This is a genomic window from Gilliamella sp. ESL0443, from assembly GCF_019469165.1.
In the GTDB taxonomy this organism is placed as follows: domain Bacteria; phylum Pseudomonadota; class Gammaproteobacteria; order Enterobacterales; family Orbaceae; genus Gilliamella; species Gilliamella apicola_E.
In genome coordinates this window covers 1261488-1279843 of the sequence record NZ_CP048263.1, presented here as the reverse complement: position 1 = coordinate 1279843, position 18356 = coordinate 1261488, and the positions used below count along the sequence as shown (strand labels likewise).

At 34.6% G+C, this 18356-nt stretch carries 17 protein-coding genes; 13 read left to right on the top strand and 4 right to left on the bottom strand.

Annotation, left to right across the window (positions count from 1 at the left end; genetic code table 11):
• Nucleotides 1-380: 380 nt before the first annotated feature.
• Both GYM76_RS05860 and GYM76_RS05855 read left to right on the top strand, forming a co-directional pair.
• Nucleotides 381-1274: a hypothetical protein gene (locus GYM76_RS05860; RefSeq protein ID WP_220224868.1), complete on the top strand. Its 894-nt coding sequence runs from the start codon at nucleotides 381-383 to the stop codon at nucleotides 1272-1274.
• 501 nt (nucleotides 1275-1775) lie between these two features.
• A complete protein-coding gene (locus tag GYM76_RS05855; protein ID WP_220224867.1) occupies nucleotides 1776-4376 on the top strand; it encodes an autotransporter outer membrane beta-barrel domain-containing protein in 2601 nt (866 codons plus the stop codon).
• Between the two features lie 200 nt (nucleotides 4377-4576).
• Here GYM76_RS05855 and GYM76_RS05850 read toward each other — a convergent pair whose 3' ends face one another.
• A complete protein-coding gene (locus GYM76_RS05850; protein WP_220224866.1) occupies nucleotides 4577-5968 on the bottom strand; it encodes an MATE family efflux transporter in 1392 nt (463 codons plus the stop codon).
• Between the two features lie 178 nt (nucleotides 5969-6146).
• Here GYM76_RS05850 and yejK point away from each other — a divergent pair, with 178 nt between their 5' ends.
• From yejK to GYM76_RS05830, 4 genes are read left to right on the top strand one after another with little or no spacing between them, the layout of a single operon-like run.
• On the top strand, nucleotides 6147-7145 hold the full coding sequence (gene yejK / locus GYM76_RS05845; RefSeq protein WP_065561738.1) for a nucleoid-associated protein YejK: 999 nt from the start codon (nucleotides 6147-6149) through the stop codon (nucleotides 7143-7145).
• 9 nt (nucleotides 7146-7154) lie between these two features.
• A complete protein-coding gene (nfo, locus tag GYM76_RS05840) occupies nucleotides 7155-7997 on the top strand; it encodes a deoxyribonuclease IV (protein ID WP_065561737.1) in 843 nt (280 codons plus the stop codon).
• 5 nt (nucleotides 7998-8002) lie between these two features.
• Nucleotides 8003-8998, top strand: a complete 996-nt coding sequence (locus GYM76_RS05835) for a hypothetical protein (RefSeq protein WP_220224865.1) — start codon at nucleotides 8003-8005, stop codon at nucleotides 8996-8998.
• 46 nt (nucleotides 8999-9044) lie between these two features.
• Complete coding sequence (locus tag GYM76_RS05830; protein ID WP_220224864.1) at nucleotides 9045-9602, top strand: hypothetical protein; 558 nt, start codon at nucleotides 9045-9047, stop codon at nucleotides 9600-9602.
• Between the two features lie 26 nt (nucleotides 9603-9628).
• Here the strand turns inward: GYM76_RS05830 and yccS are convergent, their stop codons facing one another.
• On the bottom strand, nucleotides 9629-11719 hold the full coding sequence (gene yccS, locus GYM76_RS05825; protein ID WP_218060024.1) for a YccS family putative transporter: 2091 nt from the start codon (nucleotides 11717-11719) through the stop codon (nucleotides 9629-9631).
• A 334-nt stretch (nucleotides 11720-12053) separates the two neighbouring features.
• Here yccS and GYM76_RS05820 point away from each other — a divergent pair, with 334 nt between their 5' ends.
• From GYM76_RS05820 to hisM, 3 genes are read left to right on the top strand one after another with little or no spacing between them, the layout of a single operon-like run.
• Nucleotides 12054-12842: a lysine/arginine/ornithine ABC transporter substrate-binding protein gene (locus GYM76_RS05820; RefSeq protein ID WP_220224863.1), complete on the top strand. Its 789-nt coding sequence runs from the start codon at nucleotides 12054-12056 to the stop codon at nucleotides 12840-12842.
• 5 nt (nucleotides 12843-12847) lie between these two features.
• Nucleotides 12848-13531, top strand: a complete 684-nt coding sequence (locus GYM76_RS05815; RefSeq protein WP_220224862.1) for an ABC transporter permease — start codon at nucleotides 12848-12850, stop codon at nucleotides 13529-13531.
• A 12-nt stretch (nucleotides 13532-13543) separates the two neighbouring features.
• Nucleotides 13544-14263 carry a histidine ABC transporter permease HisM gene (gene hisM / locus GYM76_RS05810; protein ID WP_220224861.1) on the top strand — a complete coding sequence of 240 codons (720 nt, stop codon included), beginning with the start codon at nucleotides 13544-13546 and terminating at the stop codon, nucleotides 14261-14263.
• 78 nt (nucleotides 14264-14341) lie between these two features.
• On the opposite strand, the gene GYM76_RS05805 is transcribed toward hisM, so the two are convergent.
• The gene (locus GYM76_RS05805; RefSeq protein WP_220224860.1) at nucleotides 14342-14722 is read right to left on the bottom strand and encodes a hypothetical protein; all 381 of its coding nucleotides are present in this window, start codon (nucleotides 14720-14722) and stop codon (nucleotides 14342-14344) included.
• A gap of 51 nt (nucleotides 14723-14773) precedes the next feature.
• Entirely contained in the window at nucleotides 14774-15400 is a 627-nt protein-coding gene (gene lexA / locus GYM76_RS05800; protein ID WP_065561729.1) for a transcriptional repressor LexA, read from the bottom strand.
• Between the two features lie 323 nt (nucleotides 15401-15723).
• Between lexA and coaE the strand changes: the two genes are divergently transcribed.
• From coaE to tsaD, 4 genes are read left to right on the top strand one after another with little or no spacing between them, the layout of a single operon-like run.
• Nucleotides 15724-16338 carry a dephospho-CoA kinase gene (gene coaE, locus GYM76_RS05795; RefSeq protein WP_220224859.1) on the top strand — a complete coding sequence of 205 codons (615 nt, stop codon included), beginning with the start codon at nucleotides 15724-15726 and terminating at the stop codon, nucleotides 16336-16338.
• Nucleotides 16331-17068, top strand: coding sequence for a cell division protein ZapD (zapD, locus tag GYM76_RS05790; RefSeq protein ID WP_065734518.1), 738 nt, complete (start codon nucleotides 16331-16333; stop codon nucleotides 17066-17068). Before coaE ends, zapD begins: the two co-directional genes overlap by 8 nt.
• Nucleotides 17069-17093: 25 nt before the next feature.
• Nucleotides 17094-17306: a DNA gyrase inhibitor YacG gene (gene yacG / locus GYM76_RS05785; protein ID WP_065734517.1), complete on the top strand. Its 213-nt coding sequence runs from the start codon at nucleotides 17094-17096 to the stop codon at nucleotides 17304-17306.
• Complete coding sequence (gene tsaD, locus GYM76_RS05780) at nucleotides 17306-18325, top strand: tRNA (adenosine(37)-N6)-threonylcarbamoyltransferase complex transferase subunit TsaD (protein ID WP_220224858.1); 1020 nt, start codon at nucleotides 17306-17308, stop codon at nucleotides 18323-18325. The genes yacG and tsaD overlap by 1 nt, the downstream gene beginning before the upstream one ends.
• Nucleotides 18326-18356: the final 31 nt, after the last annotated feature.

Below are 18356 nucleotides of genomic sequence, written 5' to 3'. Positions count from 1 at the left end.
AGTATTTTGTCATCGGCAAAGTACTTCACTCAATATAGTCTTAAATGTTTATATCGATTAACAGACTGATTTATTATTTACTCTAAAAAACAATCAATGTAGATTAAATTAACAATAGGGGCGCAATGCCCCTTTTTTATGTCAAGATATTATGAATTGCTTTTTCAAAGATTATTTTTAATTAAAAAGAAAAATCTTTACTTTTATCTAGTCTAATAAACTTTACTTTTCATAGAGCATGTTTAAAATGCACCAGTCAAATTAATAACTCAGTCCTAGTTATTGGAAAAAATAACAAAAATTGACAATTATCATTTAAACATAGCTAGAAGTTTTTTTATTAGTATTATAATTTTTAAGGAATAATAAGGAATAAAACAATGAGCTCTACAGTTAGTCATTATCAGTTGTCACATAAGTTTAATCCGCTTTTAACCATTGTCTTTACCATAATAGGTATTTTTGTCGCAATTGTTTTGGGCATTATCTATTCAATCATCTCTTATTATTCTCCGTTTGTCATAATTGATATTGGTTTAGTCGTTGTAATGGGATTGACGTTAGCCTATCTTGCTTCATTTCTTGCAAAAGCAGCAAAAGTAAGAAATACCATGGTTAATTTTTTTATGGCATTCTTTATCTGTTTATTTGCTTACTACTCAAGTGTATGTGGATTTGAAGTAGGTCTTTTTTCGGGTGATTTTACAGATTATATTAAACTGTTTTTTTCACCGTTCACAGTCGTTGACATTATGTTTGATGAAATTCTTCCATACCGTGAAATATCCATCACCAGAAAATCGAATACAAGTCACATTTCTGGTTTAATGTTGGGTGTTGTTTATTTAATTGAGTTGCTTGTTTTCTTCTACCCATTAATCGTTTCATTTCATATTGACGATTATTATTGTGAAGATTGCCAAGCATGGTACAAAAAATATCAATTCTTTTCATCAAGTAATGAAAGCCTAGAAACTAAACTTTCTGCCAATTTAACTGGTAGTTATGCCGATGTATTATCGCAAACAACTTTTTATACAGATACAAAAGGAATAGTTAATCAAGTCGATCAATCAGCAGGAAATATCGATGTATTAGAATATCAATATTGCCAATGCCCAAAATGTCGTCAGAAAAGCATTCTTACCATAGAGAAAAAATTGTTGAAAAAAGACAAAAAAGAGTATGAATTAAAAGGTGTTAGTGATGGATTTATAGTCCAAGATGCCTATATTGATAACAAAACCGATGCATTATTTGAAAAAGAAATATAAATTGGTAAGAAAGATAAAAAGGGACAGATGTCCCTTTTTTATTGTATAAAATTAAAACTGCTGAGGCTTTTTTGTGATAAAAAATGGAATCCTGTAAATTATTCCTTCATAAACTTGAAATCGATCATCTATTTTTCCCTCAAAACTAAAAGATTAATTTTACCCTTGAATATGTGTACGAGTTAGTTCTAAAAAGGATCATTTTTAAAATGATCTTTTCCTTCTCAATTGTAAATAAAAGTAATAGAAAAATAATAAATTAATAATATTTTTTATAAATATTTAACAAAATTTGACGAGCAAAAAATCTCTTAATTTTCATTACATTAACTTATTTTTAACAATGTATGTCGATTATTGGAAATAATTTAAATATTTTTTAATAGAAATTTTCGAATGATTAAATATTGATTGATCGTTTATTTCGATCAATAATGTTTAAGACATCGCTAATTAATTATTAGCAATGTTTAATTGTTGTAAAATAAGGAAAATTAACAAATGAACAAAATTTACAAAGTTTTAAAAAATAGTAAAGGAATAAGCTTGGCGGTTTCAGAACTAGCCAAGGGAAGAGGGAAAAAAACGAAATCAATATTAATTAGTGCTACTGTAGCCAGTGCTTTATCTGTATTAATGGCAGGTAATGCATCTGCGGTTCGAGTTAATATAGATACAAATCAAACTATCAAAGGAGATAACACAGGAACAATAGCGAGTGGCCAAGACACTAAAGATGAATATTTTATTGGTCAAAATGGACATTTAACAATCAGTGATAATGGTAAGTTATCAATGGGCCGAATCATGGTGGGACATGTTGATGGAAGCACTGGCCAATTAACACTTGATAACGGTCATCTAATTAATACTTTTGGCGATCCTTATTTTGGTGCTGAAGGTAACGCGAATGTTCTTATTACCAATGGTGGTACTTTTACTAATGCTGGTTGGGCGGTTCTGCGCGTGGCTTCTGGTGTTAATTCAAATGTAAATCTAACTGTAACCGGTAAAGGTAGTGAGTTAAATCAAGTTAAATCACAAGATATGAGTATTGCTTCTAATGGTAACGCAGTGGTTAACGTATTAGATGGCGGTGTTATCAATTCTACTAGAGGTACATTTGTTGGTCATGAAAACGGCAAGGGTATTATTAATATTAGTGGAAAAGGTTCAGCTTTTAATACAGGTGGTATGAGAGTTGGAGCGCTTTCTGCGGATAAAACTGGCTATGGTGAAATCAATATAACTAATGGCGGAGCCATGAATGTTTCTGATGGTGACTGGGGTCTATACAAAAAGTTAGCAATCAGAAATGGTAAAGTATTAGTTGACGGTAAAGATTCTAAATTGAATGTTATGACTGAACTTGTTGTTAATCAAGGCGGTAATCATTCTTCAAGTTTAACCGTTTCAAATGATGCTGTGGTTAAAACTCAAAAAGGTGACCAATCAGGTGAAGATTTAGGTATAACAATTGATAAGAATGGTGTCGTCAATATCGGTGGAGAAGCTGGAAAAGCAGCTGAAAAAGCCGGTACCATTGATACATCAAAAGTTGGATTAAACGATGGTGGTAAATTAAATATTAATCATACTAACACCGATTACGATATAACATGGGATATAGCTGGAAAAGGTGATGTGAATGTAACTTCTGGTGATAACTTAATTAGTGGGCATCACTCTTATGAAGGAAAAACTAATATAACTGGCGGGTCATGGACTGCAAAAGGTGAAAATGTCTTTAGTCCTAACTCTGATTACAATATTGGTAAAGATGGTTCACTTAATTTAAATGATCATAACCAAACCATTGGAAGTGTTGTTAATGGGGGTACTATTGACTTAGGTAAAAACTCACCTGATACCACACTAACAGTCAATGGCGATTACCACGGAGATAACGGTAAACTAAATATTTATATGGATACCGAAAATGGTAAGACAGATAAAATGGTTGTCACTGGTAATGTCACTGGTACAACTAACATCGATATAAATGAAATTGGTAATGGTAAAGCTAATAACGGAACCATTAATGTTATTGAGGTTGGTGGTACAGATGGCGGTAAATGGAATGTAGTCGAAAAAGCTGACAGTGAATTTGATTACACCATTGGACGAGATAAAGATGGTAAATTAACTATTGAATATACCAATGTTTTATCAAGTGTAACTAATTCTCCAGTCGTTGCTTCTATATTTGGTAATCAGCTAGCTGCATTAAATATGTTCCGTCATAGTGCCCATGATCGAGATACTTCGATTTATGTTCCAGATTCTAATGTTTGGATGCGTTATAACTATGACCGAACCAAAACCGATTTGTTTAATGGCAAACAGTCATTAGACATGAAAACCTCAATGATCGAAATGGGTGTTGATGTATTAAGTTTAGACCAATTCAAAGCTGGGGTTTATGGCGGATACGGTCACAGTACAATCGATACTAAACAAAAACATTCTCGCCGTAAAGGTGACGGTAGTGTTACAGGGTATAACTTAGGCGTATACGGTAATTGGAATGCACAAACCAATGGCGAAGGTCTTTTTGTTGATACTTGGGCACAATACAGTTGGTTCAAACACAAAACATCAGTTCATTTATCAAACATAAGAAACTATTCAAGTAAATACGATGGAGATGCGGTAAGTTTATCTGCTGAAGTAGGTTACGGAATGGTTATGCTTGAAGGAGATGAAAGAAATTGGTTACTTGAACCTCATGCTCAAGTTGGATATACCTGGTTAAACAGCGATAAATTCACTTTCGGTCGCGCAGGTGATGTGGATGACATCAATGCTGATGGTGCCCAATTACGCTTAGGTGCTCGTTACTATGGCCAAAGCACTAAATCAGGATTTGGTGTATTACCATTTATTGAAGCAAACTGGCTTTATGACTCTTCAGCACCTGAAGCTAAAGTAAAAGGTAAAAATGTTGAATCAAATTTAGGCAAAAACTTTGCTGAGGTTAAAGTGGGTGTGAACGGTAATTTCACAAATTCACTTAGTGGTTATGCTCAATTAGATACCAGATTTGGTTCTGATAAATATTCACATATAGGAGGACAACTAGGCATTAATTATTCATTCTAATAAATTTTAAAATAACTTCCTAAATAAGCAGCAGTACTAAATGTACTGCTTTTTATAGGTAAGTGTATCTTTATATTGACATAAAACAATTATCTTATTAGGAAATAGTAATTTTTTAACTGGTATTTTACTTTTATTGGATGCTTTTATTGTTTATAACCATATTATTATTTCCTATTTTATCCCATTTGCAAAAAGATCTACTGATTGAGTTTTGGTGAACAATCTCTATTTTTGATTGATCTAAAATAGCAATGAAGTACGACATAAGCCGTGCCAGTCGATAACAGATCCGCAGTTGGAGAGGCAGCCCAAACACCATCTAAATCAAAGAATAATGGAAGAATATAAAGTGTTGGTAACAAGATTAGAATTTGTCTTGAAAGGCTTAACAAAATAGAAATTTTTGCCATACCAATACATTGGAAGAAACTGGTAGTTACCATTTGGAACCCAACAAACGCAAAAGAAAATGTAGTATAACGTAGTGCAATTGCAGATATTGCTACTAAATCAACATCAGAGCTAAATGCTCTAACCAGCACATCAGGAATAAAACAACCTAGTACAAAACCAACGCTAGTAATGACGGTGGCAATTTTAACCGCATAAATAAACGTTTCCTTAACCCGAGCATAATTTTTGGAACCGTAGTTATAACCAATAATCGGTTGCATACCTTGGTTTACGCCAATAACAATCATAATAATCAGTGTAATTAATCGGTTAGCGTTAGAATAGCCGGCAATTGCATCATCACTTGAAACATGTGATATTGGTGCATAATGGGTTAACTGCCAGTTGATAAATACCACAACAACCGACGCAGCCACCTGCATAGCAAACGGTGACATACCAATCGATAAAATAGATTTAACATAAGTAAAATCGAGCTTAAAGTTGCGACGATATAATTTAATGTTGCTGTTTTTGCTAATAAAGTGTTGCATTACAAACAAAAAGCTAATAAACATCGATAGTGTAGTTGCAAACGCTGCACCGCGCATTCCCCAACCTAAAGCAATAATGAAAATTGGTGCGAGAATAATATTAGCAATCACACTGATAAACATCGTTACCATGGCTTTGAAAGGATAACCACTGGCGCGCATCATGTTGTTGTAATTAAATGTTAGTGTGATAAAAATACTACCCGGTAAAAATACCTCTAAAAATTCCCGTGCATAAATATGATTAGTGGGGCTTGAACCGATAAAGTGTAAAACCGGATCAATAAAATAAAGTAATAATGCTAAAGTAATACCGCTAAGCACGGCAGTTAACATAAACGATGTGCCTGCTACTCTTTCGGCTTTATCAATCTCGCCTCGACCCAAAAATATCGAAATACGGCTTGCCGAACCAATACCGACCAACATACCAATGCCGGCAGCAAGATTCATCACAGGCAAAATAATACCAGCGCCACTTAACGCTTCGCGACCGATCCAATGACCAATAAAAATTCCATCAATAATATTGTAAAGCGTATTTACTGTTGTCCCAATAATTGATGGTAGCGCATATTGCCAAAATATTAGGCTAATTTTTTTATGTTTAAAATCATCATAAATATCGCGTGAGTTTGTCATTTTTATTCACATTGAAAAAAAGTTAAAGTTGCTAAGAATTTTAGAATATACGTAAAAGTATAAAATTGACTTGAATAATCATAACTAGTTTAACAGAGATAAAAATTGATGATAGCACTTTTTTAGTGCTTTGATAAAATAGTCAATTATCAAATCGTCTAGCGTATTAGGAATTTTCATGAGTGTACAAATAGAAAACGTTGTTTTACATAAATTAATAAGAAAAAGCGATACGGAAATCGAATTACAACTTCGTGACTCATTACTGAACAATGAACAAGCGGTAACCAACTTGATTGAAGATATAAACCGCGTTTATAACAACAAAAGTAAAGCTTATGGACTATTTAATAGTGAAAGCCTCTTTGAACAGTCGCTTAAAGAATTACGTTTAGGTAATCAAGACTTCCTTAATTTTAGTCAAGAATCTACCAAACAATTACGTAATGAACTGGCCAAATATCCATTTGCTGAAGGTGGCACCGTTATTTTTTGCCATTATCGATATCTAGCTGTTGAATACCTTATTATTGCTGTATTAAATAGCTGTTTAAGTATGTTAGTCAACGAACAACTCAATATATCAGAAACCCAGTATTTAGATATTGACCATGCCGACATCATTGCTCGTATAGATATAACCGAATGGGAAACGGCTCCTGACTCAAAACGTTACCTAACTTTCTTAAAAGGACGAGTAGGGCGTAAGGTTTCTGACTTCTTTATGGATTATTTAGGTGCGAGTGAAGGATTAGATGCTAAAGCGCAAAATAAAACACTTGTTAAAGCGGTTGATGACTATTGCCAAGAAATGCAATTTGACAACAAGAATAATGCCCGTGAAAATGTTTATAATTATTGCCAAGCGCAATTACAAGCAGGTGAAGAGATTGAACTGAAAAATCTTGCTAACGAATTGCCAACGACTGACGAGAATAATTTTATGGAATTTGTCAAAAATAATGAATATGATCTAGAGGACACTTTCCCCGTTGATCGTAGTGCACTACGCCAACTTAAAAAATTCTCTGGTAGCGGTGGTGGATTAACCTTAAGCTTTGATTCTGATCTATTAGGCGAACGAATCAAATGGGACCCGCAAACTGACTCACTTGTGATTAAAGGTGTTCCACCTAATTTACGTGACCAACTTCAACGAAACAGTGGCTCAAACTAGGAAAAAATTATGAAATATATTGGTGCTCATGTGAGTGCTTCTGGTGGTGTCGATAATGCTCCAATTAATGCTTATCAAATTGGTGCAACGGCTTTTGCTTTATTTACTAAAAATCAACGCCAGTGGCATGCAAAACCGCTTGAATCAGCAGTGATTGATAGTTTCAAAAAACGCTGTGAACGATATGGATTTACTAGTAAACAAATCCTACCGCATGATAGTTACCTTATCAATTTAGGTAGCCCTGATAGTGAGCAACTCGATAAATCCCGAACAGCTTTTTTAGACGAAATGCAACGCTGTGAACAGCTAGGGTTAACTTTACTCAACTTTCATCCTGGTAGTCATCTACAAAAAATTTCGGTGGATGAGTGTTTGGCGCGTATTTCCGAATCGATAAATATCACTTTAGATAAAACTAAAAATGTTGTTGCAGTGATAGAAAACACCGCAGGGCAAGGGTCTAATCTCGGGTATAAATTTGAACATCTTGCACAAATTATTGACAAAATAGAAGATAAAAGTCGTGTTGGAGTCTGTATTGATACCTGTCATGCCTTTGCTGCCGGTTATGACTTACGTACTGAAAAAGCCTGCAAAGAGACTTTTGATGAGTTTGAAAAAATTGTTGGCTTTAAATACTTACGAGGTATGCACTTAAACGATGCTAAAAGTGAGTTGGCAAGCCATGTTGACCGTCATGATAGCTTAGGCAAAGGAACCATCGGTGAAACGGCATTTAAATTTATCATGCAAGACTCGCGAATCGATGAAATCCCTCTCATCCTCGAAACTGTCGATCCGGATCTTTGGAAACAAGAAATAGCTTGGTTAAAAGAGCAAGAAAAGTGAAAATAATGAAAATAAAGTTATTAATATTATTATTACTGAGTTGTTTTGTAAATGCTAACGAGGAAATAAAAAATCATTCAGATAACACTATAAAAGACTTAGATATTTTTATCGTTGAGAAAAAAGATAACCCCATTTTCTATTTTACTTCAGTATCAGAAAAAATTAATTTTAACTCATATGATGAAAATGGAAATACTCGAATCGTTCCACACTTAATTCCAGATGAAATAGGTAATTATAAGAAAGATAGCTATAAATTAACAAAAATCTATCGACAACGTTTTTTGAAAGAAGCTGGAATATCTGAAGACGATAATTTCTATCTTTATGATTACGAACATAATCGACTAATTACTTACCCTATTCGCAAATTAGAAGCTTTTGCAATCATAAATATTTATAGTATCGGTAAAACACCACATCATGATGAGAAGAGTTATCAATTTGGTTTTAAACTGAACCTTAAGCAATTACACAACTTAAACCCTAAAAATACATTTGTTTATATCGGTAAGGAAAGTCCGTTTGCTATGCAACAACTAACGCGACTAGACTGGCAAAAAATTGACAATCAAGATTTTCCAAAAGTCTCGAAAAATAACGATACTTCTGTTCAAAATAGCATTACTCAAAGCTATTTAGCTCAATTAAATGAATTAAATTACTATCTTCAAGATGAAATAATTAAGCATGACAACTTTATTGGGACCTATCATAGGAAATTGGTAATAGCTGATAATGAAAAAAACATTTTTACTTATTTTGAATATTCCAATACTGAAAGTTCAAGGATTGGAAGTCTAACTGACAAAGATTTTAATGAAATGAATAAAGACAAATGGACTGGCAAATTGTTTAAAAATCAACCTTTAGTGGCATTTGGATTTGAATCAATGATATTTCCGTATTCATATATTTATTATATTGATCCATTATATACATTTAAACGTTTAGATATAAAATCTGATTATCGACAGGAAGATCATAGATCAAGATAAAATTCAGATTAATTTTGTGGATATGTACTTAAGGAGTAGGTAAACAATGAAAAAAATACTAATTGTATCTATTATTTCTTTATTAAGCTTTGGTGCTTATTCTCAAACATCAGTGCATCCAAAAACAGTGAATCATTCATCATCAACTGAAAAAGTAAATCTTCATCAACTAACGTTTATTGATTATATAAAAGATAAAAAGCGATTTGCATTCGTTTCTGTGACAGATGATTTACTTGCTCATGGCGATAAATCAATTGAGGCTTTCTTTTTGATACCAGATGAAGAACGAACTCACTCAGATCCTGTCAATGCACAATATTCAAAACCCTATTATTCAATTGACGGCAGATACCACGACATTTTTCTTGGCAAAATAGGTCTACCAAATTCGTCAATATTTATTTATGACAAAGCCACTAAGCAATCAGTATCATTTGATATTAAAGATCTCAAAATATCAGCAGTGATTAAACCGAATCAAAACCAAGGTCCATATTTCGAATCAGATTATTTATATGGTTTTGAAATTGATGCAGATAAAGTTAACAACTTCGAACAACCCTTAGTCTACATTGGTGAACAAAACCCATTTATTCAATAACGAAGTTAAATTAATAAGCATGGTGATCAATTAGTTTTTTCTTCAATTGAGGTAATTAAATCGATGATTTCCGGAAGAATATCCAAAATCAAAGCTAACTGTTGCATGACCAGCAAATCATTATCTTTATCATCATCGGATACAATCTCAAGATGATCATCCACCATTTTCTTCAAAGGAAGATATTCAGAGTCGATCTTCTTATTGCTCAAAATGGTAATAATATAAAGCGAAACATCATCAAATAGTTCAAGCGTGTGGGGCGAGATGTTTTTATCACGATGCGCCCCTAAGGTTGACAAGTAACTGATAAATGTATGATTAAGTGTTAATAATCGGAAACCTTGCTCAATCAGATCGGGTTTTACATGAGGCTCTTTGGTCATTAAGCTGATAAGTGAAGATAAATCGGCGTTACTATCATGTGCAGCTCGCCGTGCAACACGGTATTTAGGATCATTGGTTTTACCTGATACGTATTGACTACCAATTAGCGCCAAATAGTGACTATCATCATGGCAGACTCGATCAAGTAATTTAGGTAAGTTTCTAAACTTCCAATCAGGCCAGATAAAACTGACCGCAAACCATGCAATAAAGCATCCAATTAACGTTGCTATAATACGTGATATTGCCACCGAAATACTACTTTCACCGATCAAGCTAAAACTAAAAAATACTAATAAAGTAATGAAAGCAGTCGCATAGGCATATTGCGAATTCTTAAATAGAAAAAACAACCAGCCGGTCAAAATAATCAATACTAATTGTGCTTCAATACTTGGAAATAAATAGGTTAACGGAATCCCGATGATGATCCCTAAAATTGTCCCGATTACTCGCAATTTTAAGCGGTATTTAGTGGTGGAATAGTTAGGTTGGCAAACAAATAAACTGGTTAAAATAATCCAATAGCCATGTGAAAGATGAGAGAAGAAAATCACCATATAACCCACAAAAAGCACTAGACTCATACGAATAGCATGACGAAATAATGATGATTTCAAAGTTAAATTTTGCTTAATTCGTGAAAATATATCATGAAAGCGAGTTAGTTCCTCGTCAATCAACTGATTATCTTCTTGTATCTTAGATAAGTGTTGCTCGGTATCAATATTGGCCAATAATAAATCGATGGCTTGCAAATTTTGATAGAGATTTTGCAACGATTTAATAAATAACATATTGGCATTAGGATGCTGTTGATATTGGACGATTGCCTCTTCTAAATAAGCAAAATAACGAGCAAACAGCGGATCATGGTGATAAGTTTGATTTAATTTAATCGATACCGCTAATTTGGCACAAGCTTTAGCTTGTAAATTCAAAATTCTTGCAAAACGAAATAACAGATCGCTATGCTTAAAGTGTTCACTGAGTGCTTGATAATCACCATGAGAGGAGCTTGCTCGTTCGTGAATATCTTGGGCAACAAAATAATAACTAAGCATCTTTCTAATATAAGATTGCCCACGAAAGCCTTTTAAACGATTAAATAGCGAACGCTTGGTATCATTAAACGCATTAATCACTTGAGTGTTGCATTCTGTTAATTCAAGCGTTTGTCGTCTAAAGCCATCAGTTTCATCAGGATCAAACATCGCTGCTTTGGCATCAAGATAAAGTGATAATTTCAAGAAGCAATTTGCTAATGTCTGCTGAGTTGTACGAATCGGTTGTACTATAGATTCAATCAATGAAACAATGTTATACCAAAGTGCACCCAATAGTAGAAAGCAAGGCAGAGTATAGTTATCATCAAACAGATTGTGGCCCAGCATGGTATACGCAGCAATCAATAACGAACCAAAAGCAATCACGCCATATCGTTGTCCAAGCGTACCAAGCATAATAAACATAAACGTCGAGCTAACTAATCCAACAATAAATAACAAAGGAAAATTAAACAACAACTCGACCGAAAACGTTGCAATCGCAAAACAAACTAACGTAAGTAAAATATTAATACAGCGACTGAGCAACCGGGTATCAATCTCTGTCAGGCCTGCGGCAACCACGCCTAAAGTGAGTGGAATCACCAACGAAACTGAACCAAAATACCAAGGCACGAGCGTAGAGCCAGTTAAACTAACCAGCATACGAATACTAAATAGCAAATTACTGCTATAAAAAACTTTACGCAAAGATAAGATAAAAGAATGCACGTTATTTAGTGTTTGAAATGAGTTAACATCATAATGCAAAGCATACTATATAATTAGCGAAAGTAAATTTATTAATATCAAATCAGACTTAAAAGTATTGAATGGCATACTTTTTAAGCCAAAAAAGTTGAGGAACGGGGTTTTTGAGGCCTAAAAATTCGCCTTTTAACAATGTTAATTATAACTTTTACTCAATTTTCACCCTCATGTTGATAATTTTTTTTTATTATTAATTCATTTAATAACACGCTATATTATGCGTTCAAAAATTTTATAGGATTAAATCATGAAGCGTCTATTTAAAATTGCCTCGGTAGCGATGTTGTTAAGTTGTGCTTGGGCAATTCAAGCCAAAGTGCCTGAATCGATTAAAATTGGGTCGGATACATCCTACGCGCCGTTTGATTTTATTGATAAAAATGGTGAGATTAGTGGCTTTAATATCGAAATCACCAAAGCACTTTGTGAAAAGGCTAAGATCAAATGTGAGTTTCAAACTACTGATTTTGATGCGTTAATTCCCTCTTTATTGTCACGCAAAATCGACATGATATCCTCTTCATTGATGATGACGGAAAAACGTAAAAAACAGATAGCTTTTTCCGACGAAATTTTTATTACTAATTCTCGCTTAATCGCAAAAAAAGGCTCTGATTTGTTACCAACCATTGAGTCATTAAAAGGTAAGCGGATTGGCGTTGAGCAGGGGACTTCTCAAGAGCATTTTGCTAATGATAAGTGGCGCCCAAATGGTGTAGTGATTGTGCCATATCAAAATCAGTTACAAGTGTTTTCGGATCTGGCCGCGGGGCGTTTAGATGCGGCATTGCAAGATGAGGTTACTGGTAGCTACGCCTTTTTAAAACAGCCCCAAGGTAAAGACTTTGCGTTCGCTGGTGATGTGCTTAGTGATAAAGGTTATTTTGATGTTGGTGTTGGGCTAGGATTCCGTAAAAAGGATGATGAGCTTCGTGAAGCGTTTAATCAGGCACTTGTTGAAATTTTAAATGATGGCACCTATAAGAAAATCAATGATAAGTATTTTGATTTTAACGTTTATGGCAATAAAAAATAAATTATATGCAAGGCTATAGTTCATTAATATTACAAGGTGCACTAGTTACAATTGAATTAGCGATTTGTTCGCTAATTCTTGCCATAATGATGGGGGTAGTTTGTGCTCTTGGCAAATTATCTCAAAAGCCTATTTTGCAACTACTTTGTCAGGCTTATACCTCATTAATTCGTGGTGTGCCTGATTTAGTTTTGATGATGCTGATCTTTTTCGGTTTGCAATTTTTGTTAAATAGCATTACTGATTTTCTTGAAGTTGATATGATCGAAATCAATCCTTTTGTGGCAGGTATTATAACATTAGGATTTATCTACGGTGCTTATTTTACCGAAACCTTCCGCGGTGCTTTTCAATCGGTTCCCAAAACATTAATTGATGCTGCTACTGCATTAGGCTTAAACAAGCGTCAAGTTTTTATCTATGTGCGATTCCCATTGATGATGCGTTATGCTCTTCCCGGAGTTGCTAATAATTGGTTAGTCATTTTAAAAGCCACGGCACTTGTATCATTATTAGGATTGTTTGATCTAGTAAAAGCAACCAAAACCGCTGGCGAGGCAACCTATCAACCGCTATTTTTTGCCTTACTAGCCGGAGCGTTTTATCTATTTTTTACTTCTATATCTAATGTTGTTTTATGGTGGCTTGAGAAACATTATTCCGCCGGAATCACTAAAGCAAAATTATAATCGAGCCATATTATGTTAGAAATCATTCAAGATTATTGGAAAGCACTATTATGGTCGGATGGATACCATATTACAGGTCTGGCAATGACGCTTTGGATCTTGATTCTGTCTGTGTCATTAGGTGGGATTTTAGCACTAGTGTTAGCGGTGGGGCGAAATGCTAACCATATCTTCATTAAATGCCCGATTTGTTTGTTTACTTATGTTTTTCGTGGGACGCCACTTTATGTGCAGTTATTGATTATCTATACCGGCATATATACATTAAGTTTTGTTAGCGAACATCAATACTTAAGTGACTTTTTCCAAAGTGGATTAAATTGTACTATTTTAGCTTTTACACTCAATACTTGCGCATACACTACTGAGGTTTTTGCTGGTGCGATTCGTAATGTACCAAGTGGTGAAATTCAGGCCGCTACCGCACTTGGTTTTAATCGTTGGCAATTGTATCGCTATATTATTTTACCAAGAGCTTTTCGAATTGCATTGCCTGCTTATAGCAATGAAGTGATTTTTATGTTGCACTCAACCGCATTAGCTTTTACTGTGACGGTTCAAGATGTGATGAAGATAGCCCGTGATATTTATGCTGAAACCTATCAACCTTTTCATGCCTTTGGGATTGCAGCGGTGATCTATTTGTGTGTGAGTTTTGTTCTGATTTTTGGCTTTAAACAACTCGAAAAACATTGCTTAGCTTACATGCGGGTTAATGAAAAAGTGATATAAATAAAGTCAATCAAATAGAATTTTACCAAATAAAAAACAGGCAACGTTTTGCATTGCCTGTTTTTAGAATCAACCCATTTAATTGATGATTAAATCATCAGCAGGCACTCCGTCACCATGACTATCACCACCATCTTTGGCGCCAGGCAGTGCTCGGGTGCGGTCAATCGGCAGAAAGTTACCATTAGACGTTTCGATTTGACACTCACTCCAAAAGATAGAGTATTTGGTGTTAGCGTGCATACTTTCACCACGGAAATAACATTTTGCAGCGCTGTATAAATCATTTCGACAAATGAGTGCTATTAGTAGCCAAACACAAGCAACACCAATCGAAATCCATTTTAAATTGTGCCACAAAAAAAACCAAAACCCTTGTTTACGAATACGACAGTAAGCGAAGACTAATAATATAACGCCAACAAATCCTAAAAATTCATATACCCAAAATAACCACATATTGTTATCTCCTAAGCAACAATTATTGGATATTTTATACTAACTTTAAGATTACATCCATGAACCATTACGAATAATACCAACTGCGATACCTTCAATGGCAAAATTTTGTTGCTCTAAATCAACATCGATTGGCGCAAATTCAGGATTTTCTGCAAGAAGTTTTACATGTCTTCCTTTTTGCGATAATCGTTTTACAGTAACTTCGTCATCAATGCGCGCTACAACCACTTGGCCATTTTTTACATCTTGAGTTTTGTGTACGGCAAGTAAATCACCATCTAAAATACCGATATCCTTCATTGACATGCCTTCTACTCTTAATAAAAAGTCAGCTTGTGGTTTGAATAATGCTGGTGACATTTGATAATGGCTTTCGATATGTTCTTGTGCCAAAATTGGTGAGCCAGCGGCTACTTTACCAATTAAAGGGATGCCTTCAAAATCGGATGCGTCATCAGGTTGCTCAAGTAATAAACGAATTCCACGAGATGAGCCAGCTATCATCTCAATCGCCCCTTTTTTAGCTAATGCTTTTAAATGTTCTTCAGCTGCATTGGCGGATCGAAATCCTAATTTTTGGGCAATTTCCGCTCGAGTCGGTGGCATACCGGTTGTTTGAATATTTTCTTTAATTAAATCATAAATTTGTTGTTGGCGTTCGGTTAATGGTCTCATGGTTTATTCCTGTTTTTATATACAGATACATGTGATTATATACAGCTATACGAACAAAACAACTGTTTTATCTAATTTTTTTGATATTGGACATTAAAAAATCCACAAAAAGTATTATTTTTGATCTAAATCACAAAATATGGCGCTATTTTTTCATCAAATTGCGTTATTGATGATATTCTGACAGAAATGATTTAAACGTTTTATGCGGGACCTTTTGGGGGGAATGATTAAAATTATTTTAGTGATAAATGCTATATATTCTGTTGCCCAGTTGTATGATATAATCCCTTAATATAGTCATTTTAGTTGGAATTTGATTTATGTCTTATATTGTTGCCCTTAGTGGAGGCATTGCAAGTGGTAAAAGTACCATTGCCCATCTATTTGCTCAATTAGGCGTTCCAATTATTGATGCTGACATTATTGCTCGCCAAGTGGTTGAAGTAGGTACGCCTGCTTTGGAGCAAATTACTCAACATTTTAGCCAAGAAATCTTGTTAGAAAATGGTGAATTAGACCGTAGCCAATTAAGAGAGATCATTTTTAACAATGATCATGAACGGTTATGGTTAAATAATTTATTGCACCCGATTATTGCACAAGAGACGCAAAAACAATTTGCTCAGCAAACCAAACCTTATGTGATATGGGTGGTGCCTTTATTAATTGAGAACAATTTACACCAGCTGGCTGATCGCGTTTTGATGATTGATATTCCAGAAGCGTTACAATTAGAACGCCTGATTAATCGAGATAGAATTAGTGAGTCATTGGCAAAAAAAATGATTGCAACACAGGTTTGTTTGACCGATCGTTTAGCCTTTGCCGATGATATTATTGTGAATGATGGTGATTTAGAGTCACTGAAAATTCAAGTAGATAACTTGCATAAGCAATATCTACATAACTTAAAAGTTAAGAATAGCTATGAATAACATAATTTTCGAACATCCATTAAATGAAAGAATGCGTACTTGGTTACGGATCGAGTTTTTACTTAAACAATTACATTTACATCGCCATTTCTCACAAAATAATGCATTATTGTTTTTTCATGCATTATCAGAGTTATTAGAAATCGTTGAGCGTAATGATGTTAAAGGCGATTTAATTAAAGAGATCGAAGCTCAAAAACAGAAAATACTATCTTGGATTGAACTTGATGGTGTAGACAAAGAGTTACTTGGCGATATGCTTAAAAAATATGATCTTTTTTTAACAAAGTTTAATTCGAGTTTACGCTTAGGACAAGCTTTGAAAGATGACCGTTTTATTACGGCAATTCGTCAGCGTTTGATGATCCCAGGTGGATGTTGTAGTTTTGATTTACCATCATTTCATTTATGGTTAAATCAAACACAAGAAAAACGCAATTCACAAGTTGATGAGTGGTTAAAACATATTGCGGTACTTGATGAGCCTTTGAAAGCTTGTTTACAATTTATTCGACAATTAGGCGAATTTAGTCTTTTCACTTGTACCAACAACTTCTTCCAAGAAACCAATGGTGATGTGAGTTTGATTCGAATTCGTGTTGCTTTGGATAAAAATGTTTATCCTCAAGTATCCGGTCACATGTCTCGTTATAGTATTCGTTTTTTACCCCTTTATGCTGGCGATAATAACAATATTGATGCAATCGAATTTGAACTTGCATGTTGTTAGTCAAATAGAATTTAAGAGCGTTTAAATGAATAAAAATACCATTGTAAAATGTCCTACCTGCCAAAAAGATGTTGAATGGTCTGAAAAAAGTCCATATCGTCCATTTTGTAGTAAACGTTGCCAATTGATTGATTTAGGTGATTGGGCCACAGAAGAACATCGCATCGCTGATAAAGAACTTTCTGAACAAGATCTTTGGAGTGAAGACGAAATTTCTGATCTGATGAGTAAACATTAATGAAGATTTTAGGCATTGAAACCTCGTGCGATGAGACGGGGATTGCTATTTATGATGACAAGCAAGGTCTTATCGCCAATCAACTCTATTCACAAATCAAATTACATGCTGATTACGGTGGTGTTGTACCTGAGCTCGCTTCGCGCGATCATATTCGTAAGACGGTACCGCTCATTCAAGCTGCATTGAAAGAAGCAAATTTAAAACCCAGTGATATTGACGGCGTAGCTTATACCGCTGGGCCTGGGTTAATTGGTGCATTAATGGTTGGAGCTTCTATCGGTCGCTCGCTTGCTTATGCTTGGAATGTGCCTGCGGTTGCGGTGCACCATATGGAAGGCCATTTACTCGCGCCGATGTTAGAAGATAATCCGCCTGAGTTTCCTTTTGTTGCTTTGCTCGTATCCGGTGGTCATACTCAATTAATTAAAGTTACTGGTGTTGGCGAATATGAGTTACTTGGCGAATCGATTGATGATGCCGCAGGTGAAGCGTTCGACAAAACAGCAAAATTATTAGGTTTGGATTATCCTGGTGGCGCTAAATTATCTAAACTTGCTGAGCAAGGTGATGCGTCACGTTTTCATTTTCCAAGACCGATGACAGATAGACCGGGTTTAGATTTTAGTTTTTCTGGTCTAAAAACGGCCGCAGCAAATACTATTCATCAACAAGGGCAAGACCTTGACGAGCAAAGCAAAGCTGATATTGCTAGAGCATTTGAAGATGCATTAGTTGATACGTTGTTGATTAAATCACGTCGAGCTTTAGATCTCACCGGTTTTAATCGTTTAGTTATCGCTGGTGGTGTTAGCGCCAATAAAACGTTACGCCGTAAATTAGCTCAACTAATGGCTGAGCGAAAAGGGCAGGTATATTATCCGAGATTAGAATTTTGTACAGATAATGGTGCGATGATTGCTTATGCAGGTATGATCCATCTTAAATCCTCACAATTTGCTGATCTGGCAATAGAAGTTAAACCAAGATCGCCATTAAGTGAACTTAATGACAAATAAATTGTTCAAGCTATATTAAAAAGGTTTTTTA